23 protein-coding genes are annotated in these 21,759 nt (G+C 66.4%); 20 read left to right on the top strand and 3 right to left on the bottom strand.

Going from position 1 to position 21,759, the window contains the following annotated elements:
* Positions 1-209: 209 nt before the first annotated feature.
* On the top strand, positions 210-1,763 hold the full coding sequence (gene murJ, locus N511_RS0118570; RefSeq protein ID WP_027680650.1) for a murein biosynthesis integral membrane protein MurJ: 1,554 nt from the start codon (positions 210-212) through the stop codon (positions 1,761-1,763).
* The gene (locus N511_RS0118565) at positions 1,763-2,608 is read left to right on the top strand and encodes a SirB1 family protein (RefSeq protein ID WP_027680649.1); all 846 of its coding nucleotides are present in this window, start codon (positions 1,763-1,765) and stop codon (positions 2,606-2,608) included. Before murJ ends, N511_RS0118565 begins: the two co-directional genes overlap by 1 nt.
* A 3-nt stretch (positions 2,609-2,611) precedes the next feature.
* On the opposite strand, the gene N511_RS0118560 is transcribed toward N511_RS0118565, so the two are convergent.
* Complete coding sequence (locus N511_RS0118560; RefSeq protein WP_037027145.1) at positions 2,612-3,256, bottom strand: VTT domain-containing protein; 645 nt, start codon at positions 3,254-3,256, stop codon at positions 2,612-2,614.
* A 125-nt stretch (positions 3,257-3,381) separates the two neighbouring features.
* Here N511_RS0118560 and mutL point away from each other — a divergent pair, with 125 nt between their 5' ends.
* From mutL to N511_RS0118515, 9 genes are all read left to right on the top strand, one after another.
* Positions 3,382-5,289 (top strand): DNA mismatch repair endonuclease MutL, encoded by a 1,908-nt coding sequence (gene mutL / locus N511_RS0118555; protein ID WP_027680647.1) that lies wholly within the window; start codon positions 3,382-3,384, stop codon positions 5,287-5,289.
* Positions 5,290-5,295: 6 nt separating this feature from the next.
* Positions 5,296-6,273 carry a tRNA (adenosine(37)-N6)-dimethylallyltransferase MiaA gene (gene miaA / locus N511_RS0118550; RefSeq protein WP_027680646.1) on the top strand — a complete coding sequence of 326 codons (978 nt, stop codon included), beginning with the start codon at positions 5,296-5,298 and terminating at the stop codon, positions 6,271-6,273.
* A complete protein-coding gene (locus tag N511_RS0118545; protein WP_027680645.1) occupies positions 6,270-6,797 on the top strand; it encodes a GNAT family N-acetyltransferase in 528 nt (175 codons plus the stop codon). The genes miaA and N511_RS0118545 overlap by 4 nt, the downstream gene beginning before the upstream one ends.
* A 79-nt stretch (positions 6,798-6,876) precedes the next feature.
* Positions 6,877-7,617 (top strand): 2OG-Fe(II) oxygenase, encoded by a 741-nt coding sequence (locus N511_RS0118540; protein WP_027680644.1) that lies wholly within the window; start codon positions 6,877-6,879, stop codon positions 7,615-7,617.
* A gap of 10 nt (positions 7,618-7,627) precedes the next feature.
* Complete coding sequence (gene alkB, locus N511_RS0118535; RefSeq protein ID WP_027680643.1) at positions 7,628-8,284, top strand: DNA oxidative demethylase AlkB; 657 nt, start codon at positions 7,628-7,630, stop codon at positions 8,282-8,284.
* Between the two features lie 15 nt (positions 8,285-8,299).
* Positions 8,300-8,950: a DNA-3-methyladenine glycosylase family protein gene (locus tag N511_RS0118530; protein ID WP_027680642.1), complete on the top strand. Its 651-nt coding sequence runs from the start codon at positions 8,300-8,302 to the stop codon at positions 8,948-8,950.
* Positions 8,951-9,063: 113 nt separating this feature from the next.
* Positions 9,064-10,149 carry a bifunctional DNA-binding transcriptional regulator/O6-methylguanine-DNA methyltransferase Ada gene (gene ada / locus N511_RS0118525; protein WP_027680641.1) on the top strand — a complete coding sequence of 362 codons (1,086 nt, stop codon included), beginning with the start codon at positions 9,064-9,066 and terminating at the stop codon, positions 10,147-10,149.
* The gene (locus N511_RS0118520) at positions 10,146-10,427 is read left to right on the top strand and encodes an Ada metal-binding domain-containing protein (RefSeq protein ID WP_037027142.1); all 282 of its coding nucleotides are present in this window, start codon (positions 10,146-10,148) and stop codon (positions 10,425-10,427) included. Before ada ends, N511_RS0118520 begins: the two co-directional genes overlap by 4 nt.
* A 38-nt stretch (positions 10,428-10,465) precedes the next feature.
* A complete protein-coding gene (locus N511_RS0118515) occupies positions 10,466-10,915 on the top strand; it encodes a hypothetical protein (RefSeq protein WP_027680639.1) in 450 nt (149 codons plus the stop codon).
* A 72-nt stretch (positions 10,916-10,987) separates the two neighbouring features.
* Here N511_RS0118515 and purM read toward each other — a convergent pair whose 3' ends face one another.
* The gene (gene purM, locus N511_RS0118510; RefSeq protein ID WP_027680638.1) at positions 10,988-12,043 is read right to left on the bottom strand and encodes a phosphoribosylformylglycinamidine cyclo-ligase; all 1,056 of its coding nucleotides are present in this window, start codon (positions 12,041-12,043) and stop codon (positions 10,988-10,990) included.
* Between the two features lie 164 nt (positions 12,044-12,207).
* Between purM and N511_RS0118505 the strand changes: the two genes are divergently transcribed.
* From N511_RS0118505 to N511_RS0118465, 9 genes are read left to right on the top strand one after another with little or no spacing between them, the layout of a single operon-like run.
* Positions 12,208-13,278 carry an AI-2E family transporter gene (locus N511_RS0118505; RefSeq protein WP_027680637.1) on the top strand — a complete coding sequence of 357 codons (1,071 nt, stop codon included), beginning with the start codon at positions 12,208-12,210 and terminating at the stop codon, positions 13,276-13,278.
* A 58-nt stretch (positions 13,279-13,336) separates the two neighbouring features.
* Complete coding sequence (hda, locus tag N511_RS0118500; protein ID WP_004631704.1) at positions 13,337-14,038, top strand: DnaA regulatory inactivator Hda; 702 nt, start codon at positions 13,337-13,339, stop codon at positions 14,036-14,038.
* Between the two features lie 51 nt (positions 14,039-14,089).
* Positions 14,090-14,764 (top strand): HAD family hydrolase, encoded by a 675-nt coding sequence (locus tag N511_RS0118495; protein ID WP_027680636.1) that lies wholly within the window; start codon positions 14,090-14,092, stop codon positions 14,762-14,764.
* 11 nt (positions 14,765-14,775) lie between these two features.
* On the top strand, positions 14,776-16,338 hold the full coding sequence (pcnB, locus tag N511_RS0118490; protein WP_027680635.1) for a polynucleotide adenylyltransferase PcnB: 1,563 nt from the start codon (positions 14,776-14,778) through the stop codon (positions 16,336-16,338).
* A complete protein-coding gene (gene folK, locus N511_RS0118485) occupies positions 16,335-16,850 on the top strand; it encodes a 2-amino-4-hydroxy-6-hydroxymethyldihydropteridine diphosphokinase (protein WP_004631694.1) in 516 nt (171 codons plus the stop codon). The genes pcnB and folK overlap by 4 nt, the downstream gene beginning before the upstream one ends.
* A gap of 29 nt (positions 16,851-16,879) precedes the next feature.
* Positions 16,880-17,524, top strand: coding sequence for a deoxynucleoside kinase (locus N511_RS0118480; RefSeq protein WP_027680634.1), 645 nt, complete (start codon positions 16,880-16,882; stop codon positions 17,522-17,524).
* Positions 17,525-17,584: 60 nt separating this feature from the next.
* Positions 17,585-18,403: a 3-methyl-2-oxobutanoate hydroxymethyltransferase gene (panB, locus tag N511_RS0118475; RefSeq protein ID WP_027680633.1), complete on the top strand. Its 819-nt coding sequence runs from the start codon at positions 17,585-17,587 to the stop codon at positions 18,401-18,403.
* Between the two features lie 11 nt (positions 18,404-18,414).
* Complete coding sequence (locus N511_RS0118470; RefSeq protein WP_027680632.1) at positions 18,415-19,122, top strand: ABC transporter permease; 708 nt, start codon at positions 18,415-18,417, stop codon at positions 19,120-19,122.
* A complete protein-coding gene (locus tag N511_RS0118465; protein WP_027680631.1) occupies positions 19,119-19,817 on the top strand; it encodes an ABC transporter ATP-binding protein in 699 nt (232 codons plus the stop codon). Before N511_RS0118470 ends, N511_RS0118465 begins: the two co-directional genes overlap by 4 nt.
* Here N511_RS0118465 and N511_RS0118460 read toward each other — a convergent pair.
* On the bottom strand, positions 19,761-21,659 hold the full coding sequence (locus N511_RS0118460; protein ID WP_027680630.1) for a bifunctional chorismate-binding protein/class IV aminotransferase: 1,899 nt from the start codon (positions 21,657-21,659) through the stop codon (positions 19,761-19,763). The genes N511_RS0118465 and N511_RS0118460 overlap by 57 nt on opposite strands.
* Positions 21,660-21,759 lie beyond the last annotated feature (100 nt).

Here is a 21,759-nt window from a genome sequence, read left to right as displayed (position 1 = left end):
GCAAACCCTGTTGTGAAATCGCCCGGATAGCCGCAGTTTGCGACTTTTGCGGCACTTTTGGGCGCGTGGCGAGCCGGTCCCTATAATACGGCCGCAATTGTGCCTTCCGGTCACATTCGTCACGCCGGGCGCGAACCCTGCATGGCGCCGTCGGTCAGACCGCCATCGCCGTGTTTGCCTCTCAGGCGGCGCCCAACCACGCATTCATCTTGAATCTCCTCAAAACCCTCGCCACGATCAGCGGCCTGACGATGCTGTCGCGCATCACGGGGCTCATTCGCGAGACGCTGATCGCCCGCGCCTTCGGTGCCTCGGTCTACACCGACGCCTTCAACGTCGCCTTCCGCATTCCCAACCTGCTGCGTCGGCTGTCCGCCGAGGGCGCGTTCTCGCAAGCGTTCGTGCCGATCCTGGGCGAATTCAAGAACCGCCAGGGCGAAGCCGAAACACGTGCGCTGGTCGACTCCGTGGCCACGGTGATGACGTGGTTCCTGGTGATCATCTCGGCGCTGGGCGTGATTGGCGCGCCGTTGATCGTCACCGCGGTCGCCACCGGCTTCAAGGAGCACGAGAGCCAGGCGTACATTTCGGCGATCTTCATGACGCGCGTGATGTTTCCGTACATCGGGCTGGTGTCGTTGGTCGCGCTGGCGTCGGGCATTCTGAATACGTGGCGGCAGTTCGCGGTGCCGGCGTTCACGCCGGTGCTGCTGAACCTGTCGTTCATCGTGGCAGCGGTGTTTGTGGCGCCGCACCTTGAGACGCCGATCTACGCCCAGGCCTACGCGGTGATGGTGGGCGGCATCCTGCAGCTCGCCATTCAGATTCCGTCGCTGCGCAAGGTCGGGATGCTGCCGCGCGTGTCGTTCAACGTGCGGGCGGCGTGGCATCACCCGGGCGTGCGGCGCGTGCTTAAGCAGATGTTGCCGGCAACGCTATCGGTGTCCGTCGCGCAGATCAGCCTGATCATCAACACCAACATTGCGTCGCGCCTGCCCACGGGCAGCGTGTCGTGGCTGAACTACGCAGACCGGCTGATGGAATTCCCGACCGCGCTGCTGGGCGTGGCGCTCGGGACGATCCTGCTGCCCAGCCTGTCGAAGGCCAGCGCCGAGAACAACCGTGAAGAATACTCATCGCTGCTCGACTGGGGCCTGCGGCTGACCGTGCTGCTGGCGGTGCCCTCTGCGGTGGGGCTGTTCGTGTTTGGCGCACCGCTCACGGCCACGCTGTTCCACTACGGCAAATTCACCGGCATGGACGTCGAGATGACGCGCCAGGCGCTGACGTCGTACGGGGTCGGGCTGATCGGGCTGATCGTCATCAAGATCCTGGCGCCCGGCTTCTATGCGCGGCAGGACATTCGCACGCCGGTGAAGATTGCACTGGTGGTGCTGGTGGCAACGCAGTTGTCCAACTATGTGTTCGTGCCGATCTTCGGGCACGCGGGGCTGGCGCTGTCGATCAGCTTTGGCGCGACCATCAATGCGGCGCTGCTGTTCTTCGGCCTGCGTCGGCGCGGTTATTACCATCCGCTGCCGGGCTGGGGGCTGTTCATCGCGCAGGTGATGTCGGCGGTATTGCTGCTGGCCGGGGCGCTGCTGTGGCTCGCGCACAATTTCGATTGGGTGGGACTGGGTGCCAAGCCGCTTGTGCGCATCGCGCTGCTCGGGGCAAGCCTGGTCCTGTGCGCGGTGGTCTATTTCGGTACACTGTGGCTCACCGGATTGAAGTTCTCCACGTTCCGAAAAAAGGCCATCTGATGACCACTAAAGTCCTCGATTATTTTTCGGCCCTGGTCGCGGACGACGACAGCATCCCTCTCACAGAAACCGCCCTGTCGATTGCGCAGGACGCGTACCCGGATCTGGACCTGCAAGCCGAGCTGGCCGCCATTGACGTGCTCGTCGCGCGGATCAAAAACCGCATCGCCGACGGCACGCCGGCCATCCAGCGCCTGCGCCTGCTCAATCAGTTCTTCTATCGCGAGCTGGGCTTCGGGCCCAATGCAAACGATTACTACGATCCCGAGAACTCCTATCTGAATGCCGTGCTGCAAAGCCGGCGCGGCATTCCGATCTCGTTGGCCGTACTGCTGATGGAGATCGGCCAGCAGATCGGCCTGCCGCTCAAGGGCGTGTCTTTCCCCAACCACTTCCTGGTGCGCATGAGCATTCCTGCGGGCGAGGTTGTGCTCGATCCGCTGACGGGGCAGACGCTGTCGAAGGAAGAGTTGCAGGACATGCTCGACCCGTACCTGGAAAAGGAAGGCATCGAAGATCCGAACACGGTGCCGCTCGGGGTGTTCCTGCAAGTGGCCACGCACCGCGAGATCATCGCGCGCATGCTGCGCAATCTGAAGGCGATCTACCTGCAGGAATCGCGCTGGCAGCGCCTGCTGGCGGTGCAGCAGCGGCTGGTGATTTTGCTGCCCGATTCAATCGAGGAGGTGCGCGATCGGGGGTTGGCCTACGCCAATCTGGAGTGCTTCCGGCCCGCGCTGGAAGACCTGGAAGCGTACGTCGATGCCCGGCCTGACGCAGCCGACACGGCCAAGCTCAAGGAGCGCATGCCGACGCTGCGCGCCATGAGCAAGCACTTGAATTGACGCCTACTTCGGCGCCACGCCGCGACGGCGCTTGAGCAGCTTCCACAGCCCGCCCAGCGCCAGCGGCACGATCGCCGCGCCCAAGCCGATCAGCACGATCGTGTTCAGGTGATCGCGAATCACGGGCACATTACCGAAGGCCTCGCCCGACAGCACCAGGATCGCCACCCACAGCACGGCGCCGATCATGTTGAAGAGCTGGAACTTCGCGAACGTCATCTTCGACACGCCCGCCACAAACGGCGCGAACGTGCGCACCACCGGGATGAAGCGTGCCATCACCAGCGTCTTGCCGCCGTGACGTTCATAGAAGCCGTGCGTTTTCATCAACGCCTCGTGATCGAGGAAGCGGATGTGACCGTCGAATACCTTGGGGCCGATCCAGGAGCCGACGAAATAGTTGACGGTGTTGCCCGTCGTGGCGGCAATCACCAGCAGCACGATGAGCAGCCAGGCGTCCATCTGGCCCGTGGCGCACATGGCGCCGGCAATGAACAGCAGCGTGTCGCCCGGCAGAAAAGGCAGCACCACGAGGCCGGTTTCGGCAAACACGATGGCGAACAGCAGCACGTAGACCCACGCGCCGTATTGCTGAATCAGCAAACCCAACGACTTGTCGACATGCAGCACGATGTCGACCAATTGCATCACGATATCCAAACCATCCCCCTGAACGAGCGGGAAATGATACCGGATGTGACTTAGATTTCCCCTAGCCCTTGGCGGGGCTTGCGTCGGTGCGCCGCACAGGGCGCGACATTTATAATGCCGCGATGACTTCCGCCTCGACTTCCCGCCGCCCCATTCGCCCGCTTCCCGACCAGCTGATCAGCCAGATCGCGGCCGGCGAGGTGGTCGAACGGCCTGCGTCCGTGGTCAAGGAGCTGCTGGAAAACGCACTGGACGCCGGTGCCACGCATCTGCAGATCAAGCTGGAGGAAGGCGGCGTGCGGCGCATTGCCATCACCGACAACGGCGGCGGCATTCCGGCCGATGAACTGCCCGTCGCGCTGATGCGGCATGCGACGAGCAAGATCGGCTCGCTGGAAGAGTTGGAATCGGTGGCGACGCTCGGCTTCCGGGGCGAGGCGCTGGCCTCGATTGCCTCGGTGGCGGAATTGACGCTCACGTCGCGCACCGCCAATGATGCCCACGCCACGCAGATCATCGCGCAAACGGGGCGAGCGCAGCCCGCCTCGGGCGGCGTCGGCACCACGGTCGATGTCCAGCATCTGTACTTCAACACGCCGGCGCGCCGCAAATTCCTGAAGACCGAGCAGACCGAGCTGGGCCACTGCATGGAGGTGATCCGCCGCACCGCGCTGGCGCGGCCCGACGTGGCCATCTCCGTGCATCACAACGGCAAGCCGCTGGAACATTGGAACGCCACACAGGCGGATTCGCGCTCAGCGGCCGTGCTCGGCACCGAATTCGCCCGCGCGCGCCTGCCGTTCGAAGAATCCGCCGGCGAGCTGCGTCTGTTCGGCTTTGCCGGCCTGCCGACCGCGTCGCGCGGCCGGGCCGACCACCAGTTCTTCTACGTCAACGGCCGCTTCGTGCGGGATCGCCTGCTCACGCACGCCGTGCGCAGCGCTTACGAAGATGTGCTCCACGGCGACCGCTTTCCCGCCTACGTGCTGTGCCTGGAGTTGCCGCCCGAAGCGGTGGACGTCAACGTGCATCCGTCCAAGATCGAGGTGCGCTTCCGCGACAGCCGCGCGGTGCACCAGTTCGTCTATCACGCGGTGCAACGCGCCCTGTCCCGCCACGCCGGCGAACAGGGCGACAGCCTGCGCACCGACATTGCCGATGCGCCCGAAGTTGCGGGAGTCACGACGGCGCCCTCGCCCGCAGACAACACCACGCGCTGGATCAACCAGATGGCCGCGCGGCAGACGTCGCTCGGCATTGCGCAGCCGCGTGCGGAATACCTGTCGATGATGCGCGGCGATAGCGCGCCCATGCCGTCGGGCCGCCCCGCCTGGATGACCGATGTGCCGAGCGCCGCGACGTTGTTCGACGGCGGCACCGCGACTGCGCAAGCGCCTGTCGCCGTTGCGGAGCCGGCCGCTGTGCAGCACGCCGATGACGACGATGTGCACCCGCTCGGCTTTGCCGTCGCTCAGCTGCACGGCATCTACGTGCTGGCGCAGAACACGCGCGGCATGGTGCTCGTCGACATGCATGCCGCGCACGAACGCATCCTCTACGAACAGCTCAAGACCGCGCTGGAAGCCAGGCGCGTGGAAGTGCAGCCGCTGCTGATTCCGGTCACGTTTGCCGCAAGCCCGGTGGAGATCGGCACCGCAGAGGAGTTCCGCGACACGCTCACGCTGCTGGGCTTCGACATCTCCGCCGTGTCACCGACCACGCTGGCCGTGCGATCGGTGCCGACGCTGCTGCAGAAGGCCGATGCGCAGGCGTTGGCCCGCGACGTGCTGCGCGATCTGCAGGCCTACGGCGGCTCGCGCGTGCTGGCGGAACGTCAGAACGAACTGCTGGCCACGCTGGCGTGCCACTCCGCCGTGCGCGCCAACCGCAGGTTGAATCTCGATGAGATGAACGCGCTGCTGCGCCAGATGGAAGCCACCGAACGCGCCGACCAATGCAACCACGGTCGCCCGACGTGGATCCAGCTCACCGTGGCTGACCTGGATCGGCTCTTCCTGCGTGGCCAGTAAATTCCGATGACTGCGTCTGCTGCAAGCGCCCCGCGCGCGATTTGCCTGCTCGGGCCGACCGCCTCCGGCAAGACCGCCGCCGCATTGAAGCTGGCCGAGCGCTGGCCGGTCGAGATCATCAGCATGGATTCCGCGCTGGTGTATCGCGGCATGGACATCGGCACCGCCAAGCCCAGCGCCGAAGAACAAGCCATCGCTCCGCATCACCTGATCGACATCATCGATCCGCTCGATGCGTATTCCGCCGCGCAGTTTGCCAACGATGCGAATGCGCTGATCGATGCCATCCGCGCGCGCGGCCGGCTGCCGCTGATCGTCGGCGGCACGATGCTGTATTACAAGGCGCTCACGCAAGGTCTCTCCGATTTGCCCGGCGCCGATCCCGCCATCCGCGCGGAGATCGATGCCGAAGCCGCCCGCGATGGCTGGCCGGCGTTGCACGCCAAACTGGCGCAGGTCGATCCGGTGACGGCCGCGCGACTACACGCGACCGACGCGCAGCGTATCCAGCGCGCGTTGGAGCTGTATCGGCTGACGGGCCAGCCGATGTCCGCCCTGCTCGCACGCGAGGTTGGCGCAAATGCATTCCAGCAGCACGATGCGGCTGCGCCGTATCTGACGATCGCGCTGGAACCGTCCGACCGCCTCGTGCTGCATGCGCGCATCGCACAGCGCTTTGACGCGATGCTCGCCGGCGGCCTGCTCGACGAGGTGGAGGCCTTGCGCCGCCGCGGCGATCTTTCGCCCACGCTGCCGTCCATCCGCTGCGTCGGTTATCGCCAGGCGTGGGCTTACCTCGACGGCGAAATCGACATGACCGGCCTGCGCGAACAAGGCATCGCCGCCACGCGCCAGCTCTGCAAGCGCCAGATCACGTGGCTGCGCAGCACGCCCGAGCGGCACGTTGTCGACTGCCTCGCATCCGATTACGTCGAGCAGGTTGCGCGCCTGGTCCAAACCTCACTGGAATCCCAATCACAATGACCGCCACCACAGCGACCCGCTTCACGCTGCGCCCTGCCACGCCGGACGACTGCGCCTCACTCGTTCGCCTGATCTCTGCACTGGCTGAGTACGAAAAGCTCACGCACCTGGTGCGGACCACGCCCGAAGCGCTGGCGACGATGTTGTTCGGGCCGCGCCCGTATTGCGAGGCGGTGCTGGCGGAAGTCGACGGCCGGGCCGTGGGCTTTGCGCTGTTCTTCCACAACTTCTCGACCTTCCTGTGCAAGCCGGGCCTGTATCTGGAAGACCTGTTCGTGGAGCCCGAATACCGCGGCCTGGGCATCGGCAAGGCACTTCTGATCCACCTGGCGCGCCTGGCGCAGGAGCGGGACTGCGGCCGCTTCGAATGGAGCGTGCTGGACTGGAATGCGCCGTCCATCGCTTTCTACGAAGCCATGGGTGCCGATGTGCTGCCGGAGTGGCGCATCTGCCGCGCCACCGGCGATGCACTCACAAAGCTTGCCGCTACCACCATGCCCGCCAGCCTGGCCGCACAGGCCTGAATTTGACCGCAAGCTCCGGAGTGTCACGCGCACGCCGGTGAGCGTAGGCTTGGCATATCGCATCTCCGAAGGAGCGCATATGCCGCCTTCCACGGCCGCCGCACATGTCGGCGCGGGGCACCGTCCCGATCTAGCAGGCGTCGACTGGCACGCCGTTGAAGACGCGCTCAACGATGTCGGCAGCGCCGTCTTGCCGAGCCTGCTGGACAACGATGCCTGTGACGCCCTGACCGCGCTGTACCCGCAGGACCGCCTATACCGCTCGCGCGTGGTGATGGAGCGCCATGGCTTCGGGCGCGGCGAATACCAGTATTTCGCGTATCCGCTGCCGGACCTCATCGCGCAACTGCGCACGTCGCTTTATCCGCCGCTGGCGACCATCGCCAACCGCTGGAACCAGGCCATGGATATCGACGTGCGCTATCCGGCCAAGCACGCCGATTTCCTGCGTCGCTGCCACGAAGCCGGCCAGCTGCGCCCCACGCCGCTGATCCTGCAATACGGCCCCGGCGACTACAACTGCCTGCATCAGGACCTCTATGGCGAGCACGTCTTCCCGCTGCAGGTCGCCATCCTCTTGTCGGAACCGGGCGTCGATTTCACCGGCGGCGAGTTCGTCATGACAGAGCAGCGCCCGCGGATGCAGTCGCGGCCCGAGGTGGTGCCATTGCGCAAAGGCGATGTGGTGGTCTTCGCGGTACACCATCGCCCCGTGCAAGGCACGCGCGGCACATACCGCGTGAACCTGCGCCACGGCGTGAGCCGCCTGCGCTCGGGCCAGCGGCATACTGTGGGCATCATCTTCCACGACGCGCTGTAGAGGCTCGACCATGACCACCGGCGATCTGTTTGCCGATCACTCACCCGCTGACGACGCGCGCATTGCGCTCGGCGAGGCGGCGTTTGTCTTGCGCGGCTTTGCACTGTCGGAGGCGCCGGGCCTGATCGCGGCGGTGGACGCCATCGCGCAGCAGGCCGCGTTTCGGCACATGGTCACGCCGGGCGGCTTCGAGATGTCAGTCGCGCTGACCAACAGCGGCGAACTCGGCTGGACCTCGGACCGCCGCGGCTACCGCTATGCCACGCTCGACCCGCTCACGGGAAACCCGTGGCCGCCGCTGCCCGACGCATTCGTGCGGCTGGCGCGCAACGCCGCCGCAGAAGCAGGCTTTCCCGCCTTTACGCCGGACGCGTGCCTCATCAACCGCTATGTGCCGGGCGCGCGCATGTCGCTGCATCAGGACAAAGACGAGCAGGATTACAGCGCGCCGATCGTCTCCGTGTCGCTCGGCATGCCGGCCGTCTTCCTGTTTGGCGGCCATCGCCGTGCCGACAAGGCGCAGCGCATTCCCCTGTTTCACGGTGATGTTGTCGTCTGGGGCGGGCCGGATCGCCTGCGCTATCACGGCGTCGCGCCGCTCAAAGACCATCCGCACGCATCGCTGGGCAGCCAGCGCATCAACCTCACGTTCCGCAAGGCCGGCTGACCGGCAATCCCGCGCATGACCATCGCCGCAGACCTGTCCGAAAGCGCCTACCGGCAAGCCGAAACTTTTCTGGCGACGCTGGACGAAGACTGGGCGCGCCATGTCGCCGCCGTCGGGCCCTGCGGCCACGCCGCCAAGCCTGCGCGCGAGCCTTATGAAGCGCTGGTCCGCGCCATCGCCTATCAGCAGCTGCACGCGAAGGCGGGTGACGCCATCCTCGGCCGTTTCCTCGCGCTCTATCCGGCTGCTGCGTTTCCCGCGCCGCAACAGGTGCTCGACACGGACGAGACAGCGCTGCGCGCGTGCGGCTTCTCTGCGACCAAACTGGCGACCATTCGCGGCATCGCCCAAGCCGCGCTCGACGGCGTCGTGCCCACGCGCGAGCAGGCGCTGGCCATGCCCGACGAAGCGCTCATCGAGCGGCTGGTGACACTGCGCGGGGTTGGCCGGTGGACGGTCGAAATGCTCCTGATCTACACGCTGGAGCGCTCCGACATCCTGCCCGCAGACGACTTCGGCGTACGCGATGGCTACCGCCGCCTGAAGCGGCTCGATGCCACACCCACACGCAAACAGATGGAGACCATTGGTCTGGCGTGGAGCCCATATCGAACCATCGCGGCCTGGTATTTATGGCGGGTGCCCGCGAATGCCGCGCGCCCGTGAACGCGCAGAGGCGGGTGACGCCTGCGGCGTTTCGAATTTGACCGCAAGACCCGGAGTGTCCCGCCGGGGGGCCACACCTACAGTACAGTCATCGCAGTCCACTGGATGACGCCATGCAAACCTCCGCCCGTACCGTACCGGACACCACCTCCGTCGAACATGACCCGCGCTGGGCTCGCGTGCTGGCGCGCGATGCCTCTGCCGACGGGCAATTTGTCTATGCGGTAAAGACCACCGGCGTGTATTGCCAGCCGAGCAGCCCGTCGCGCCTGCCGCGCCCCGAAAACGTCGAGTTCTTCGACACGCCCGCCGACGCAGAAGCCGCCGGTTACCGCCCGAGCCGCCGCGCCGGCCCGGATCAGACCACCGTCCGGGCGCAGCAAGCCGCGCTGGTCGCGCAAGCCTGCCGCCGCATCGAGGCAGCCGACACACCGCCCACGCTCGAGGCGCTGGCGCAAGACGCCGGCCTGAGCCCGTATCACTTTCATCGCCTGTTCAAAAGCGTCACGGGCCTCACGCCCAAGGCCTACGCCGATGCGCATCGCGCCCGCAAGCTGCGCGCGCAACTGGGGCGCGGCAGCTCCGTCACCGAGGCCATCTACGACGCCGGATTCAACGCCAGCAGCCGCTTCTACGAGGCGTCGGACAACGTGCTGGGCATGACGGCCAGCCGCTACCGCGCCGGCGGCGTGCAGACGACGATCCGCTTTGCGGTGGGCGAATGCTCGCTCGGTTCGATCCTGGTGGCGCAGAGCGATCGCGGCATCTGCGCGATCCTGATGGGCGACGACCCCGACGCTCTCGCGCGCGATCTGCAGGACACCTTCCCGAAGGCCGAACTCATCGGTGGTGACGCGGGCTTTGAAGATCTGGTGGCGAAGGTGGTGGGCTTTGTCGAAGCGCCGTCCATCGGCCTGGACCTACCGCTGGACGTGCGCGGCACCGCGTTTCAGGAGCGCGTGTGGCAGGCGCTGCGCGAAGTGCCGCCCGGTAGCACCACCAGCTACACCGAGATTGCCGCACGCATCGGCGCGCCCCAGGCCGTCCGTGCCGTCGCGCAGGCCTGCGCGGCCAATCACATCGCGGTGGCGATTCCGTGCCATCGGGTGATCCGCCGGGACGGCAACACCTCCGGTTATCGCTGGGGCGTGGAGCGCAAGCTGGCGCTGCTGGAGCGCGAGTCGCAATCCGCCGCATGAAAGCGCGAAAGCGCGTGAGAACGTGGACGCTCATCGGCGCCAGCGGCCAGCCTTATGAGAGCGCCGTGCCCGGCACGCTGGGCGGGCATCGACGTGCTCGCATCTATGGCCGCCTCGATTGCGCCGCCGCACGCCGGGCCATCGCGCGCGGCGGTTATGTGCGCCACCGCGTATTTTTCCTGAACGAAGCCGATGCGCGCGCCGCCGGCTACCGGCCCTGCGCCGTGTGCATGCCACAGGCGTATGCAGCATGGAAAAGATCGGCCGGTTGCGGGTAAAGTCGTGGGCTGATCATCGCAGACACGCTTCGCCCATCATGACCAAACCTTTGCTGCTTGCCGCGCTGACGGTGCTTGCGCTCGCCGGCTGCGGCCGCTCCGACGACGCGCACAAGCCTGCCGCGCCTGCTCCGGCTTCCGCACCTGCGGCCCCCGCCCCTGGCGCGTCCAACGCGGCCAATTCGGCCAATGCGCCGACCGCCAGCGCCCCCGCCGTCAGCGAAGCCGAACAGGCCAAGGCCGTCGACCTGGCCCGCGCCGCCATCGAGAAATACAAGCTGACCACCCTGTCGCAGGAATGCCTGTCGTTCGTGGTGGACCGCGCCGACGACACGCACAACAGCGTTGAAGTGCTGGAAAACCACACCCCGGCCTGCGGCGGCGACCCGAACACCGCACCGCGCGTCGTCACGCTGCTCATCGACAAGAACACCGGCGCGCTGCAGAAGGACGACCCCGCCAGCGGCGAATACGTCCCGCTCAAATAAGCGCCCGCAAGACGACGCGCATAAAAAAACCGCCGAACGCATCGGCGGTTTTTTTTGGGGGCGAAGCTCGCGTCAGACCACGATCGTCTGCGCTTCGCCTGCCTGGCGGGCGCGGATTTCGCCGATCTGGTAGACCGTCTCGCCCGCGTCCTTCAGGTGAGCGATGGCGGCCGGTGCATCGGCTGCCGACACGATCACCACCATGCCGATGCCGCAGTTGAAGACGCGGTGCATTTCGTCATCGGCCACGTTGCCGGCCTTTTGCAGCCACTGGAACAGCGGCGGCAGCGTCCAGGCGTCCTTGTGCAGCACGGCGGTCAGGTTCTCTTGCAGCACGCGCGGCACGTTTTCGGTCAAACCGCCACCGGTGATGTGCGCCATGCCCTTGACGGTCAGCTTCTCCATCAGCGCCAGCAGCGGCTTCACGTAGATGCGCGTCGGCGCCATGATGGCGTCCTGCAGGCGCTGGCCGTGGAAGTCGGCGTTCAGGTCCGGGCGCGACACCTCGATAATCTTGCGCACCAGCGAGTAGCCGTTCGAATGCGCGCCCGACGAAGCCAGACCCAGCACCACGTCGCCCTCGGCAATGGTGGTGCCGTCGATGATCTTGCGCTTTTCGACCGCGCCGACAGCAAAGCCGGCCAGGTCGTATTCGCCGTCCGGGTACATGCTCGGCATTTCAGCGGTTTCGCCGCCGATCAGCGCGCAGCCAGCCAGTTCGCAACCCTGGGCGATGCCCTTGACCACGGTGGCAGCGGTGTCGACGTCGAGCTTGCCGCAGGCGAAGTAATCCAGGAAGAACAGCGGCTCGGCGCCCTGCACAAGGATGTCGTTCACGCTCATGGCGACCAGATCCTGGCCCACCGTGTCGTGGCGGTTCAGCGCAAAGGCCAGCTTGAGCTTGGTGCCCACGCCGTCGGTGCCGGACACCAGCACCGGTTCCTGATACTTCTTGGACAGCTCGAACAGCGCGCCGAAGCCGCCGATGCCGCCCAGCACGCCTTCGCGCATGGTGCGCTTGGCAAACGGCTTGATGCGGTCGACAAGGGCGTCACCCGCCTCGATGTCGACGCCCGCGTCGCGGTAAGACAGGCCGGTCGATGCGGATGGGGTTTCGGAAGCGCTCATACAGTCGTCTGAATTGAAAAAACCGGGAAAGAAAGCGAGACGGCGGCGGGAAGTCACAAAAATCGGACCCGCCGGTCCAGTAAAATCGCGATTTTACCGGATGCGGCCGTCCCGATGGCCGCTTTTCCGACTCCTCCACCCCGCCATCGGAACCGTCGCCCCCCATGAACGCCCCCGTGCTGTCGCAGGAAACCAAGCGCACGCTCGCCTGGATCGCCGTGGCGCTTGTCTTCCTGGCCCTGCTCAAGGCGCTGGCGCCGACGCTCACGCCCTTCGTCTTCGCGTTCATCCTGTCGTACATCCTGCACCCGGGCGTGGAATGGCTGCAGCGCCATCGCGTACCGCGCGTGCTGGGCGTGTTTCTGATGATCCTGGTGCTGACGGTGGTGGGCGTGGCGCTGATGCTGCTGATCCTGGCGGTGCTGCAGCGGGAGATTCCGGCGATCCGCGATCAATTGCCTGGGATGCTTGCCAAGCTCAATGCGTTTCTGTCGCCCAAGCTGGACGAATTGGGCCTGCATGTCAGCTTCGATTTTCCCGGCCTGCGCGCCCTGCTCACGGAACAGCTCGCCGCCAGCCCGGACGACGTGGTGGCTCGGGTACTGACTTATCTGCGCGTGTCAGGCTCGGCAGCCATCCAGGTGCTGGGCATCTTCTTTCTCGTGCCCATTGTGATGTTCTACCTGCTGATGGACTGGAACATGCTCATGCGCCGGATCGAAACCGCCGTCCCGCGCCGTTGGCTGGCAAAAACACGTGAACTGGCCGCCGAAACCGATGGCCTGCTCTCCCAATACCTGCGCGGGCAGATCATCGTGATGCTGGTGCTGGCGGTGTATTACTCCGCGGGGCTGGCGCTGGCGGGTTTTGACGTGGCGCTGCCGGTGGGCATTTTTACGGGGCTGGCCGTGTTCATCCCGTATATCGGCTTTGGCGTGGGGCTGACGCTGGCCATCCTGGCCGCACTGTTGCAGTTCGGCAACCTCTACGGCCTGCTGGCGGTGGCCGTGGTGTACGGCATCGGCCAATTCCTGGAAGGCTTCTACCTGACGCCCCGCCTGGTGGGCGAACGCATCGGCCTGCATCCGCTGGCGGTCATCCTCGCCTTGCTGGCTTTTGGCCAATTGTTCGGTTTTTTCGGTATCCTCCTCGCCCTACCGATGAGTGCTGTGCTGCTGGTCGGTTTGCGGCAGATCCGGAAGCTTTACCTGGGCAGCCGGCTCTACCAGGATTGAAAGCCACTGAAGGCGACTGAAGGCAACTGAAAAGTACGGCGACTCCACTCCACGTTTCATGGCCACACCCGAACAGCTCCCGCTCGAACTCGGTGCGACACCCGCCCCGACCTTCGACAACTTCGTCGCCACCGGCAACGAAGAGGCGGTGCTGCGCCTGCGCGCCCTGATTCCGCAAGTGGTGGACGGCACCGCCACCGACCGCCTGGTCTACCTCTGGGGCGAGGAAGGCAGCGGCCGCAGCCACCTGCTGCAGGCCATCTGCGCCCAGACCGAAGCCGGCGGCTACGAAGTCCGCACGCTGGAGCCGGACGCCCCGCCCGAAGCCTTCGAATTCGACCCGACCATCACCGTCTGGACCATCGACGACGCCGAGCGCCTGGACGAATGGGCGCAGATCGCCGTGTTCAACCTCGTCAATGAAGTGCGCGCGCATCCGCATGCCGCCATCGCCATCTCCGGGGCGGCCGCGCCGATGGCGATGCCGCTGCGTGAAGACCTGCGCACCCGCCTGGGCTGGGGCCTGGTCTACTGGCTGCGCCCGCTGTCCGACGCCGACAAGGTGGAAGCCCTGCGCCAAGCCGCTCGCGAACGCGGCATGCAGCTCTCGGCGGACGTGCCGCAGTGGCTTGTGACGCACTCCTACCGCGACATGCCGAGCCTGATGGCTTTGCTGGACGCCCTCGACACCTATTCGCTCGCCCGCAAGCGCGCCGTCACCCTGCCGCTCGTGCGCGACATGCTCGCGCTGATGAAGTGAAACCAGGGCTGGCGCGGCCGGTTATGTAACGTTCGGGTAAAATCGCGCCCCATGAATCTGGCCCTCTTCGACCTCGATCACACCCTCATCCCCACCGACAGCGACCACGAGTGGGGACGCTTCCTCATCCGCCGCGGCGTGGTAGATGAAGCCGAATACCAGCGCAAGAACGATCAGTTCTATGCCGACTACAAAGCCGGCACGCTGGATATCCATGCCTTTCTGCGCTTTGCCTTGGCACCGCTCGCGGCCCACCCGCGCGACACGCTCGCCCAGTGGCACGCCGAGTTCATGCACGACGTGATCCGTCCGAAGATCACACCGCAGGCGCAGGCGCTGGTCTACAAGCACCTGGACGCCGGCGACCTGTGCTGCGTGGTCACCGCCACCAACAGCTTCGTCACGCGCCCGATTGCCGAAGCGTTCGGCATCGACCACCTCATCGCCACCGAACCGGCCACTGCTGACGGCAACCCGGACAGCGCCTTCACGGGCGACGTGGCGGGCACACCGAGCTTCCGCGAAGGCAAGGTCGCCCGCGTGCATGAGTGGCTGGCCAACATGGGCCGCGGCTGGAGCGATTTCGAGCGCAGCACCTTCTACAGCGATTCGGCCAACGACGTGCCGCTGCTGGAGGAAGTGACCGACCCCGTCGCCACCAATCCGGACGACACGCTGCGCAACCTCGCAGCCGCGCGCAACTGGCGCATCATGGATCTCTTCTAAGCAGGCGCGGCGTGATCAAGAAACTCATCAATCGCCTGCTGGGCAAAACCTCCGCAGAGCCCACCGTTCCCGCTGAACCGGGTGCGCCCGCCGCCCGGAAGGCCCGCACGCCCAAGGCAGCCAAAACCGCCAAGGCGCGCACCAAGTCCGCCGGTGGCGTGCCGCGCCAGGCGCGCGTGTGGAGCGTGGACGAGCACGGTATCGACCCGAAGCTGCTCTCGCGCAACGCGGTCAAGGTCACGTCCACGCTGCAGGACGCCGGCTATGCCGCCTTCATCGTGGGCGGCGCCGTGCGCGACTTGCTGCTCGGCATCAAGCCGAAGGACTTTGATGTGGCGACCAACGCCACGCCCGATCAGGTCCAGGCCCTGTTCCGCCGCTCGCGCATCATCGGACGCCGCTTCCAGATCGTGCACGTCACGTTCTACGGCGGACGCGATCAGGAAATCATCGAAGTCTCGACCTTCCGTGCGCTCGTCGACGCGGTGGACGCCGAGCAGGTGCCGGCCGGCAAGCGCGTGAAGCGCACCGAGCTGGACCACCACACGCACGCCGTCGACGCCAGCGGCCGCGTGCTGCGCGACAACGTCTGGGGCACCCAGGCCGAAGACGCCACCCGCCGCGACTTCACCGTCAACGCGATGTACTACAACCCCGCCGACGAAACCGTGCATGACTACCATCACGGCATGGAAGACATGCGCGCCCGCACGCTGCGCATGATCGGCGATCCCCACACCCGCTACCGCGAAGACCCGGTGCGCATGCTGCGCGTGGTGCGCTTCGCGGCCAAGACCGGCTTCGACATCGACCCTGACACGCGCGCGCCGATCGCCGAGCTGGGCCCGCTGATCCACAACGTGCCGGCCGCCCGCCTGTTCGACGAGATGTTGAAGCTGCTGATGTCGGGCCATGCCTGGGCATCGCTGCAGGAGCTGCGCAAGGCGGGCCTGCACCGCGGCCTGCTGCCGCTGCTGGACGTCGCGCTGGAGCAGCCGATGGGCCAGCGCTTCGTGCAGCTCGCGCTCGACAACACCGACGATCGCGTGAAGGCCGGCAAGCCGGTCTCGCCGGGCTTCCTGTTTGCCTCGCTGCTGTGGCATCACGTGGTCGAGCACTGGAACCGCCGCCGCGCCGCCGGCGAGCCGCTGATCCCGGCGCTGCATACCGCCATGGACGAAGTGCTCGACCGCCAGACCGAGCAGCTCGCCATCCAGCGCCGCTTCACCTCCGACATGAAGGAAATCTGGAGCATGCAGCCGCGCTTTGAGAAGCGCTCGGGCCGCATGCCGTATCGCTTGCTGGAATCGCCGCGCTTCCGCGCCGGATATGATTTCCTTGTCCTGCGCTGCGCCTCGGGCGAATTGCCGCAGGAACTCGCCGACTGGTGGACCGACTTCCAGAACGGTGACGGCGAAGCCCGCGAAGCCCTCATGGCACAAGCGAAGCACGCTCCGAGCCCCTCGGCAAATGCCGGTCCGGCCAGCCCGGGCAAGCGCCGTCGCCGCCGACGTGGTCCGGCAAAATCGGATACAGTCGGTGACGTCAATCCGGGAAGTTCGGAGGAAACGTGAAGACAGTGGCGTACATCGGCATCGGCGCCAACCTGGGCGACGCGCGCCAGGCAGTGAAAGACGCCGTGGTCTGCCTCGCACAGCAGGTCGGCATCACCGTCACCGGCAAATCGAGCCTGTATCGCAGCGCGCCCGTCGAATCCAGCGGCGACGATTACATCAACGCCGTGGTGCGCATCGATACGCATTTCACCGCCGACCAGCTGCTCCGCATCTGTCACCACATCGAAGACCAGTTCGGCCGCGAGCGCCCGTTCCACAACGCGCCGCGCACGCTCGATCTGGACTTGCTGCTCTACGGGGACCACGTCCTCACCTCACCCGAGCTGACGGTGCCGCACCCCCGCGTGGGCCAGCGCGCCTTCACCCTGCTGCCCCTGCACGAACTGGCGCCCGACCTCGTGATTCCGGGCATTGGCGCCGTGGCTGCACTGCTGCCCGGCGTGGCCGACCAGCGCATCGAAAAGACCACGATGTGTCAGTGCATGCGCGCCAAGCAGCCCGCCGCCTGATCATCCGCACCACGCACAAACACCTGCCGATGGCCCTGGACCACCTGCGCCGTATCGTTGTCGAGGGGCCCATTGGCGTGGGCAAGACCGCGCTGGCCCAGCGTCTGGCCGATCACCTGCGCGCGTCGACGTCATTCGAGACGCCCGCCGAAAACACCTTCATCGCCCGCTTCTACGAAGACCCCGCGCGCTATGCGCTGCCGGTGCAGCTGCGCTTCCTGCTGCAACGTGCCGAGCGTCTGAAGGCGTGGCACAAGGCGACGCTCGCCGGCGAGCGCATCGTCGCCGACAGCTTCCTGCCGCGCGACCGGCTGTTCGCCCAGCTCACGCTGCCCGCCGATGAACTCGCGTTGTACGACGCGATGGCCAATGCGCTGGCCCTGCCGCAACAGCGCATCGACCTCGTCATCTGTCTGCAGGCGCGCGCCGAGGACCTGCTGCCGCGCATCACCCGTCGCGCCGTTCCTTACGAAACAGGCATCGATGCGGAGTATCTCGAACGCATCTGCGCCGCGTACGGCGAGCTGTTTCTGTATTACGATGCCGCACCGACGATGATCGTCGACACCGCTGCCTTCGACCCCGCAGGCAACGACGACGATTTCCGCACCTTGCTCGCCCGCATCGACGCGATGCGCGGACCCAAGGAATTCATCAAGCTGGCAACGCGCTAGTCAGTCGACGCACCGCATGGTCTGCGTGGGCGCTCGCGATGCCCCAATGAGTCTCAGTCCATGAGCTATCTCCAGGAATCGAACCGCAAGGCCGTCACGGTGACTTCGCTGCAGGCCATGCGTGCCGCCGGCGAGCGCATCGCCATGCTGACCGCCTACGACTCCAGTTTCGCCGCCCTGATGGACCGCAACGGCACCGACGTGCTGCTCGTCGGCGATTCGCTCGGCAACGTGATGCAGGGCCAGAAGACCACGCTGCCGGTCACGCTCGATCACATCGTCTATCACACCGAATGCGTATCGCGCGGCATCGAGAAAGCGCTGCTCGTATCCGACCTGCCGTTCGGCACCTATGGCACGCCCGAACAGGCTTTCCACAGCGCCGTGCGCGTGATGCAGGCCGGCGCGCAGATGGTCAAGCTCGAAGGCGGCGTGTGGCTCGCGCCGACGATCAAGTTTCTCGTTGAACGCAGCATTCCGGTGTGTGCGCACATCGGCCTGACGCCGCAATCGGTGCATGCGTTCGGCGGCTTCAAGGTGCAGGGCCGCGGCGATGAAGCGGCTGCGCAACTGAAAGCTGACGCGCTGGCCGTGCAGGACGCCGGCGCGCAACTCGTCGTGATGGAAGCGATTCCTGCGGCGCTGGCCGGCGAGGTGACGCGTCTGCTGGCCATTCCGACCATCGGCATCGGCGCGGGGTTGGAATGCTCGGGCCAGGTGCTCGTCATGCACGACATGCTGGGCGTGTTCCCCGGCCACCGCCCGAAGTTCGTGCGCAACTTCATGGACGGGCAAGCCACTATCGACGGCGCCGTCGCGGCCTATGTGGCGGCCGTCAAGGACGGCACGTTCCCCGGCCCGGAACACACCTTCGCCTGAGCGGCCTCCGCATGGAAATCTGGTCGGCCACCGTCGACGCCTTCGCCCTGCTTGCCGGCGGCGATGCGGCGTTGTGGCGGATCGTCTGGGTGTCGTTGAAGGTGGCGATCGCGGGGCTGCTGCTGGCGGCGCCTCCCGGCCTGCTCATCGCCTATCTCATCGCCATGCACCGGTTTGCGGGGCGCCGTGCCCTCGTGGTGCTGGCGCAGGCGTCGCTGTCGTTTCCGACCGTGCTGATCGGGCTGCTGCTGTATCTGCTGCTGTCGCGCCAGGGGCCGCTGGGCGGCTTCGGGCTGCTGTTCACGCAAGGCGGGATGATCCTCGGGCAAGCGGTGCTTGGCCTGCCGGTGATCGTCGCATTTGCACTGACGACACTGGAGCGCGCGGATCCGCGTCTCGCCGAAACCGCACGCGTGCTGGGCGCCGGGCGCGTCCGGCTGCTGCTGACGGTGTTTCGTGAATTGCGCTTCGGCCTCATGGCGGCGGTGGTGGCCGGCTTCGGGCGCGTCATCGCCGAAGTGGGCTCGGCGCTGATGGTCGGCGGCAACATCGAAGGCGTCACACGCACCATGACCACGGCGATTGCGCTGGAAACCAGCAAGGGCGAGTTCGCACAGGGCATCGCGCTGGGCATCGTGCTGATCGGGCTGGCACTGCTCGTCAACCTTGTGCTGGCGTGGTTGCAAGGGGCTGGCAACTATCGCAGGGAGCCGGCATGAGCGCGTCGTCGCAGCCCACGATGGTGTTTGAAGGCCTGCGCTGCCAGCACGGCGCGCGCGTTCTGTTCGAGATTCCGCGCCTGGCGCTGTCCGCGGGGCACGCGATCGTCATCACCGGCGCAAACGGAGTCGGCAAGACAACGCTGCTGCGCATGCTGGCCGGGCTTGCGCCCGCCCATGGTGCGACCGTTGACATGGGTCGGGGGCGGCAGGCGCTGTCGCCCTATCCGGCCGAGCTGCGCGCGCGGCTGACCTACGTGCACCAGCATCCGTATCTGTTTCGCACGTCGGTACGCGGGAATCTCGCTTATGGGCTGACGACGGGCCCACACCGCGTGGCGCATGCAGCGTTGGCTGCGCGCGTCGACGATGCGCTGCGCTGGGCGGGGCTGCAGCACGTGGTGGATGTGCCGCCCGAGCGACTGTCCGGCGGCGAAACGCAACGTCTTGCCTTGGCGCGGGCGCGCGCCCTGCACACGGATGTGCTGCTGCTCGACGAACCGACGTCGAATCTGGACGGCGCTGCGCGCGAGCAAGTCATTGCGCTGGTCGGCGAGCTGGCAGCGGAGGGCCGCACACTGCTGATGGTCTGCCACGACCGCGAACTCATCAACCTGCCCGGCGTGGCGCGCTGGAAACTAGAGCACGTCGACGGTCAGGGCCGGCTCGAAATGCGCGGGCACCACGCCGCGTAGGGCATTGCATACGGCGACGGCCTCGGCGCGGGCAACATCGGCGCGGGTGAGCAAACGCTCTTGCAGCGGCCCACCCAGCCACGGCGAAGCATCTTTCAGCAGCACGGCGCGCATCACCCCCGGCAAGACCCCCGCTGACAGCGGCGGCGTCCACCACGCACCATCGAGCTTGACCAGCAACGTGCTGCGCCCGCCCTCGGCCAAGGTGCCATCAGCGTTGAAGAACACGGCATCGAACGCACCTTCGCGCTCGGCGGCCTGCCACGCAGCATCGTAGCCTTCGCGCAACGTGGTCTTGTGCGTCGGCAGACTGTGCGTGATCTCGCGCGATTGCGGTGCGACGAGCAGGCGGACCGGCGCATCCCAGCTCGCATGCAGTGGCGATAACGGCACGGCCGATACGTTGGCTCCACCGTCCGGTGTGAGCAATAGGCGCATGCGATAGGCGCCATCACCGTCCAGCGTTGCGCAGGCACGTGCCACCTCGTTCGTCAGCGCAGTCCGATCGAATGGGAAACCAAAGGCAGCAGCAGAACGCTCCAGCCGCGCCAGATGCCAATCCAGCAGTGGCACGCCGTCGCGCGTCGCGCGCATCGTCTCGAACAACGACAACCCCGGGTCAAGCGCCGTCACGAAGCGCGCTTTCAGTTGGCACTCCGCGTATTCCTCATCGGCGACGCTGTCGTGCACGATGCCGGAGCCGATACCGAGTTCACCGCGGCGCAGGCCATCGGTGCCGGGCGCGCTCAGCACCAGCGTGCGGATCGCCACGGAGAAACATGCGTCGCCCATCGCGCGATCATCGGCAGGCGCATCGATCCAGCCGATCGCGCCGGTGTACAGGCCGCGCGGCTCAGGCTCCAGCGCCTTGATGATTTCCATCGTCCGCCGCTTGGGCGCGCCCGTGATGGAGCCGCACGGGAACAGCGCTCGCAGGCAATCGGCCAAGCCAGTGGAAGGCGGAATCTCGGCCTCCACGGTTGACGTCATCTGCAGCACGCTGCCGAACGGCGTCACCTCGAACAACGCCGGCACACGCACCGACCCCGCACGCGCGAGTCGGCCCAGATCGTTGCGCAAGAGATCGACGATCATCAGGTTTTCGGCGCGGTTCTTCTCGTCAGCTGCGAGCGCGATGGCGCGGGTTTCGTCGACTTCGACGTCGCCGGAGGCTGGCGCGGTGCCCTTCATCGGCCGCGCAACAAGCTTGCCGGCGTGATGCGAGAAGAACAGCTCCGGCGAGCACGACAGAATCGCGCCGCCCTCGGGCAGCCCGATGAAGGCGCCGTACGGCACCGGCTGGCGCGCGCGCAGGCGCCGATACAACGCCGCCGGCGCGCCGAACGCCGTCATGCGCAGGCGGTACGTGTAGTTGACTTCGTAGGTGTCGCCCGCCGCAATCCAGTCGTGGATGCGTGCGATGGCGTTGGTATAGGTGGCGTAATCAACGCTGGCAGCACAGTCGAACAGACCGGCCGCCCCGGCCGCTTCAGGCCAAGCTCCGAACAGCGTGTCGACCTCTGCGGGCGACAGCACCTGCATCGTGCGGAACAGCAGCACGCGCAGGCGGCCATCGTGGCCGGGCAAGGACGAAGAGATTTCAGTGGAAGCCGGCAGACCAACCAGCGGCTCGCCAAACTCGTACGGCGCAACGATCAGGGCATGCAAGCCCTGGCGCCAGGCGGCACGAAGGTCATCGTCCAGCCCATCCAGGATGCCCACCGGCCGGAAGAACTCGCCGACATAATCGGTGTACCAGCGCGAGCACGGCGCGCCGCCCGAGGTGGCATCGTCCAGCAGCGCGAACGGCGCGCCGGCTTCTGGCGCTTGGAGCGGCTGCATGACGATGTCCTTGATTGAAAAGGTGGTGTTTAAGAAGCCTCGAAAAGCGTAGCGAGCGGCCAGAGGTTGGTCCGAGAAACGCAGCCGTACATGAGTACGG

Source organism: Ralstonia sp. UNC404CL21Col (assembly GCF_000620465.1).
Lineage (GTDB): Bacteria > Pseudomonadota > Gammaproteobacteria > Burkholderiales > Burkholderiaceae > Ralstonia > Ralstonia flatus.
The sequence above is the reverse complement of the archived record's forward strand: the minus strand, read 5'-3'. Positions and strand labels throughout refer to the sequence as shown.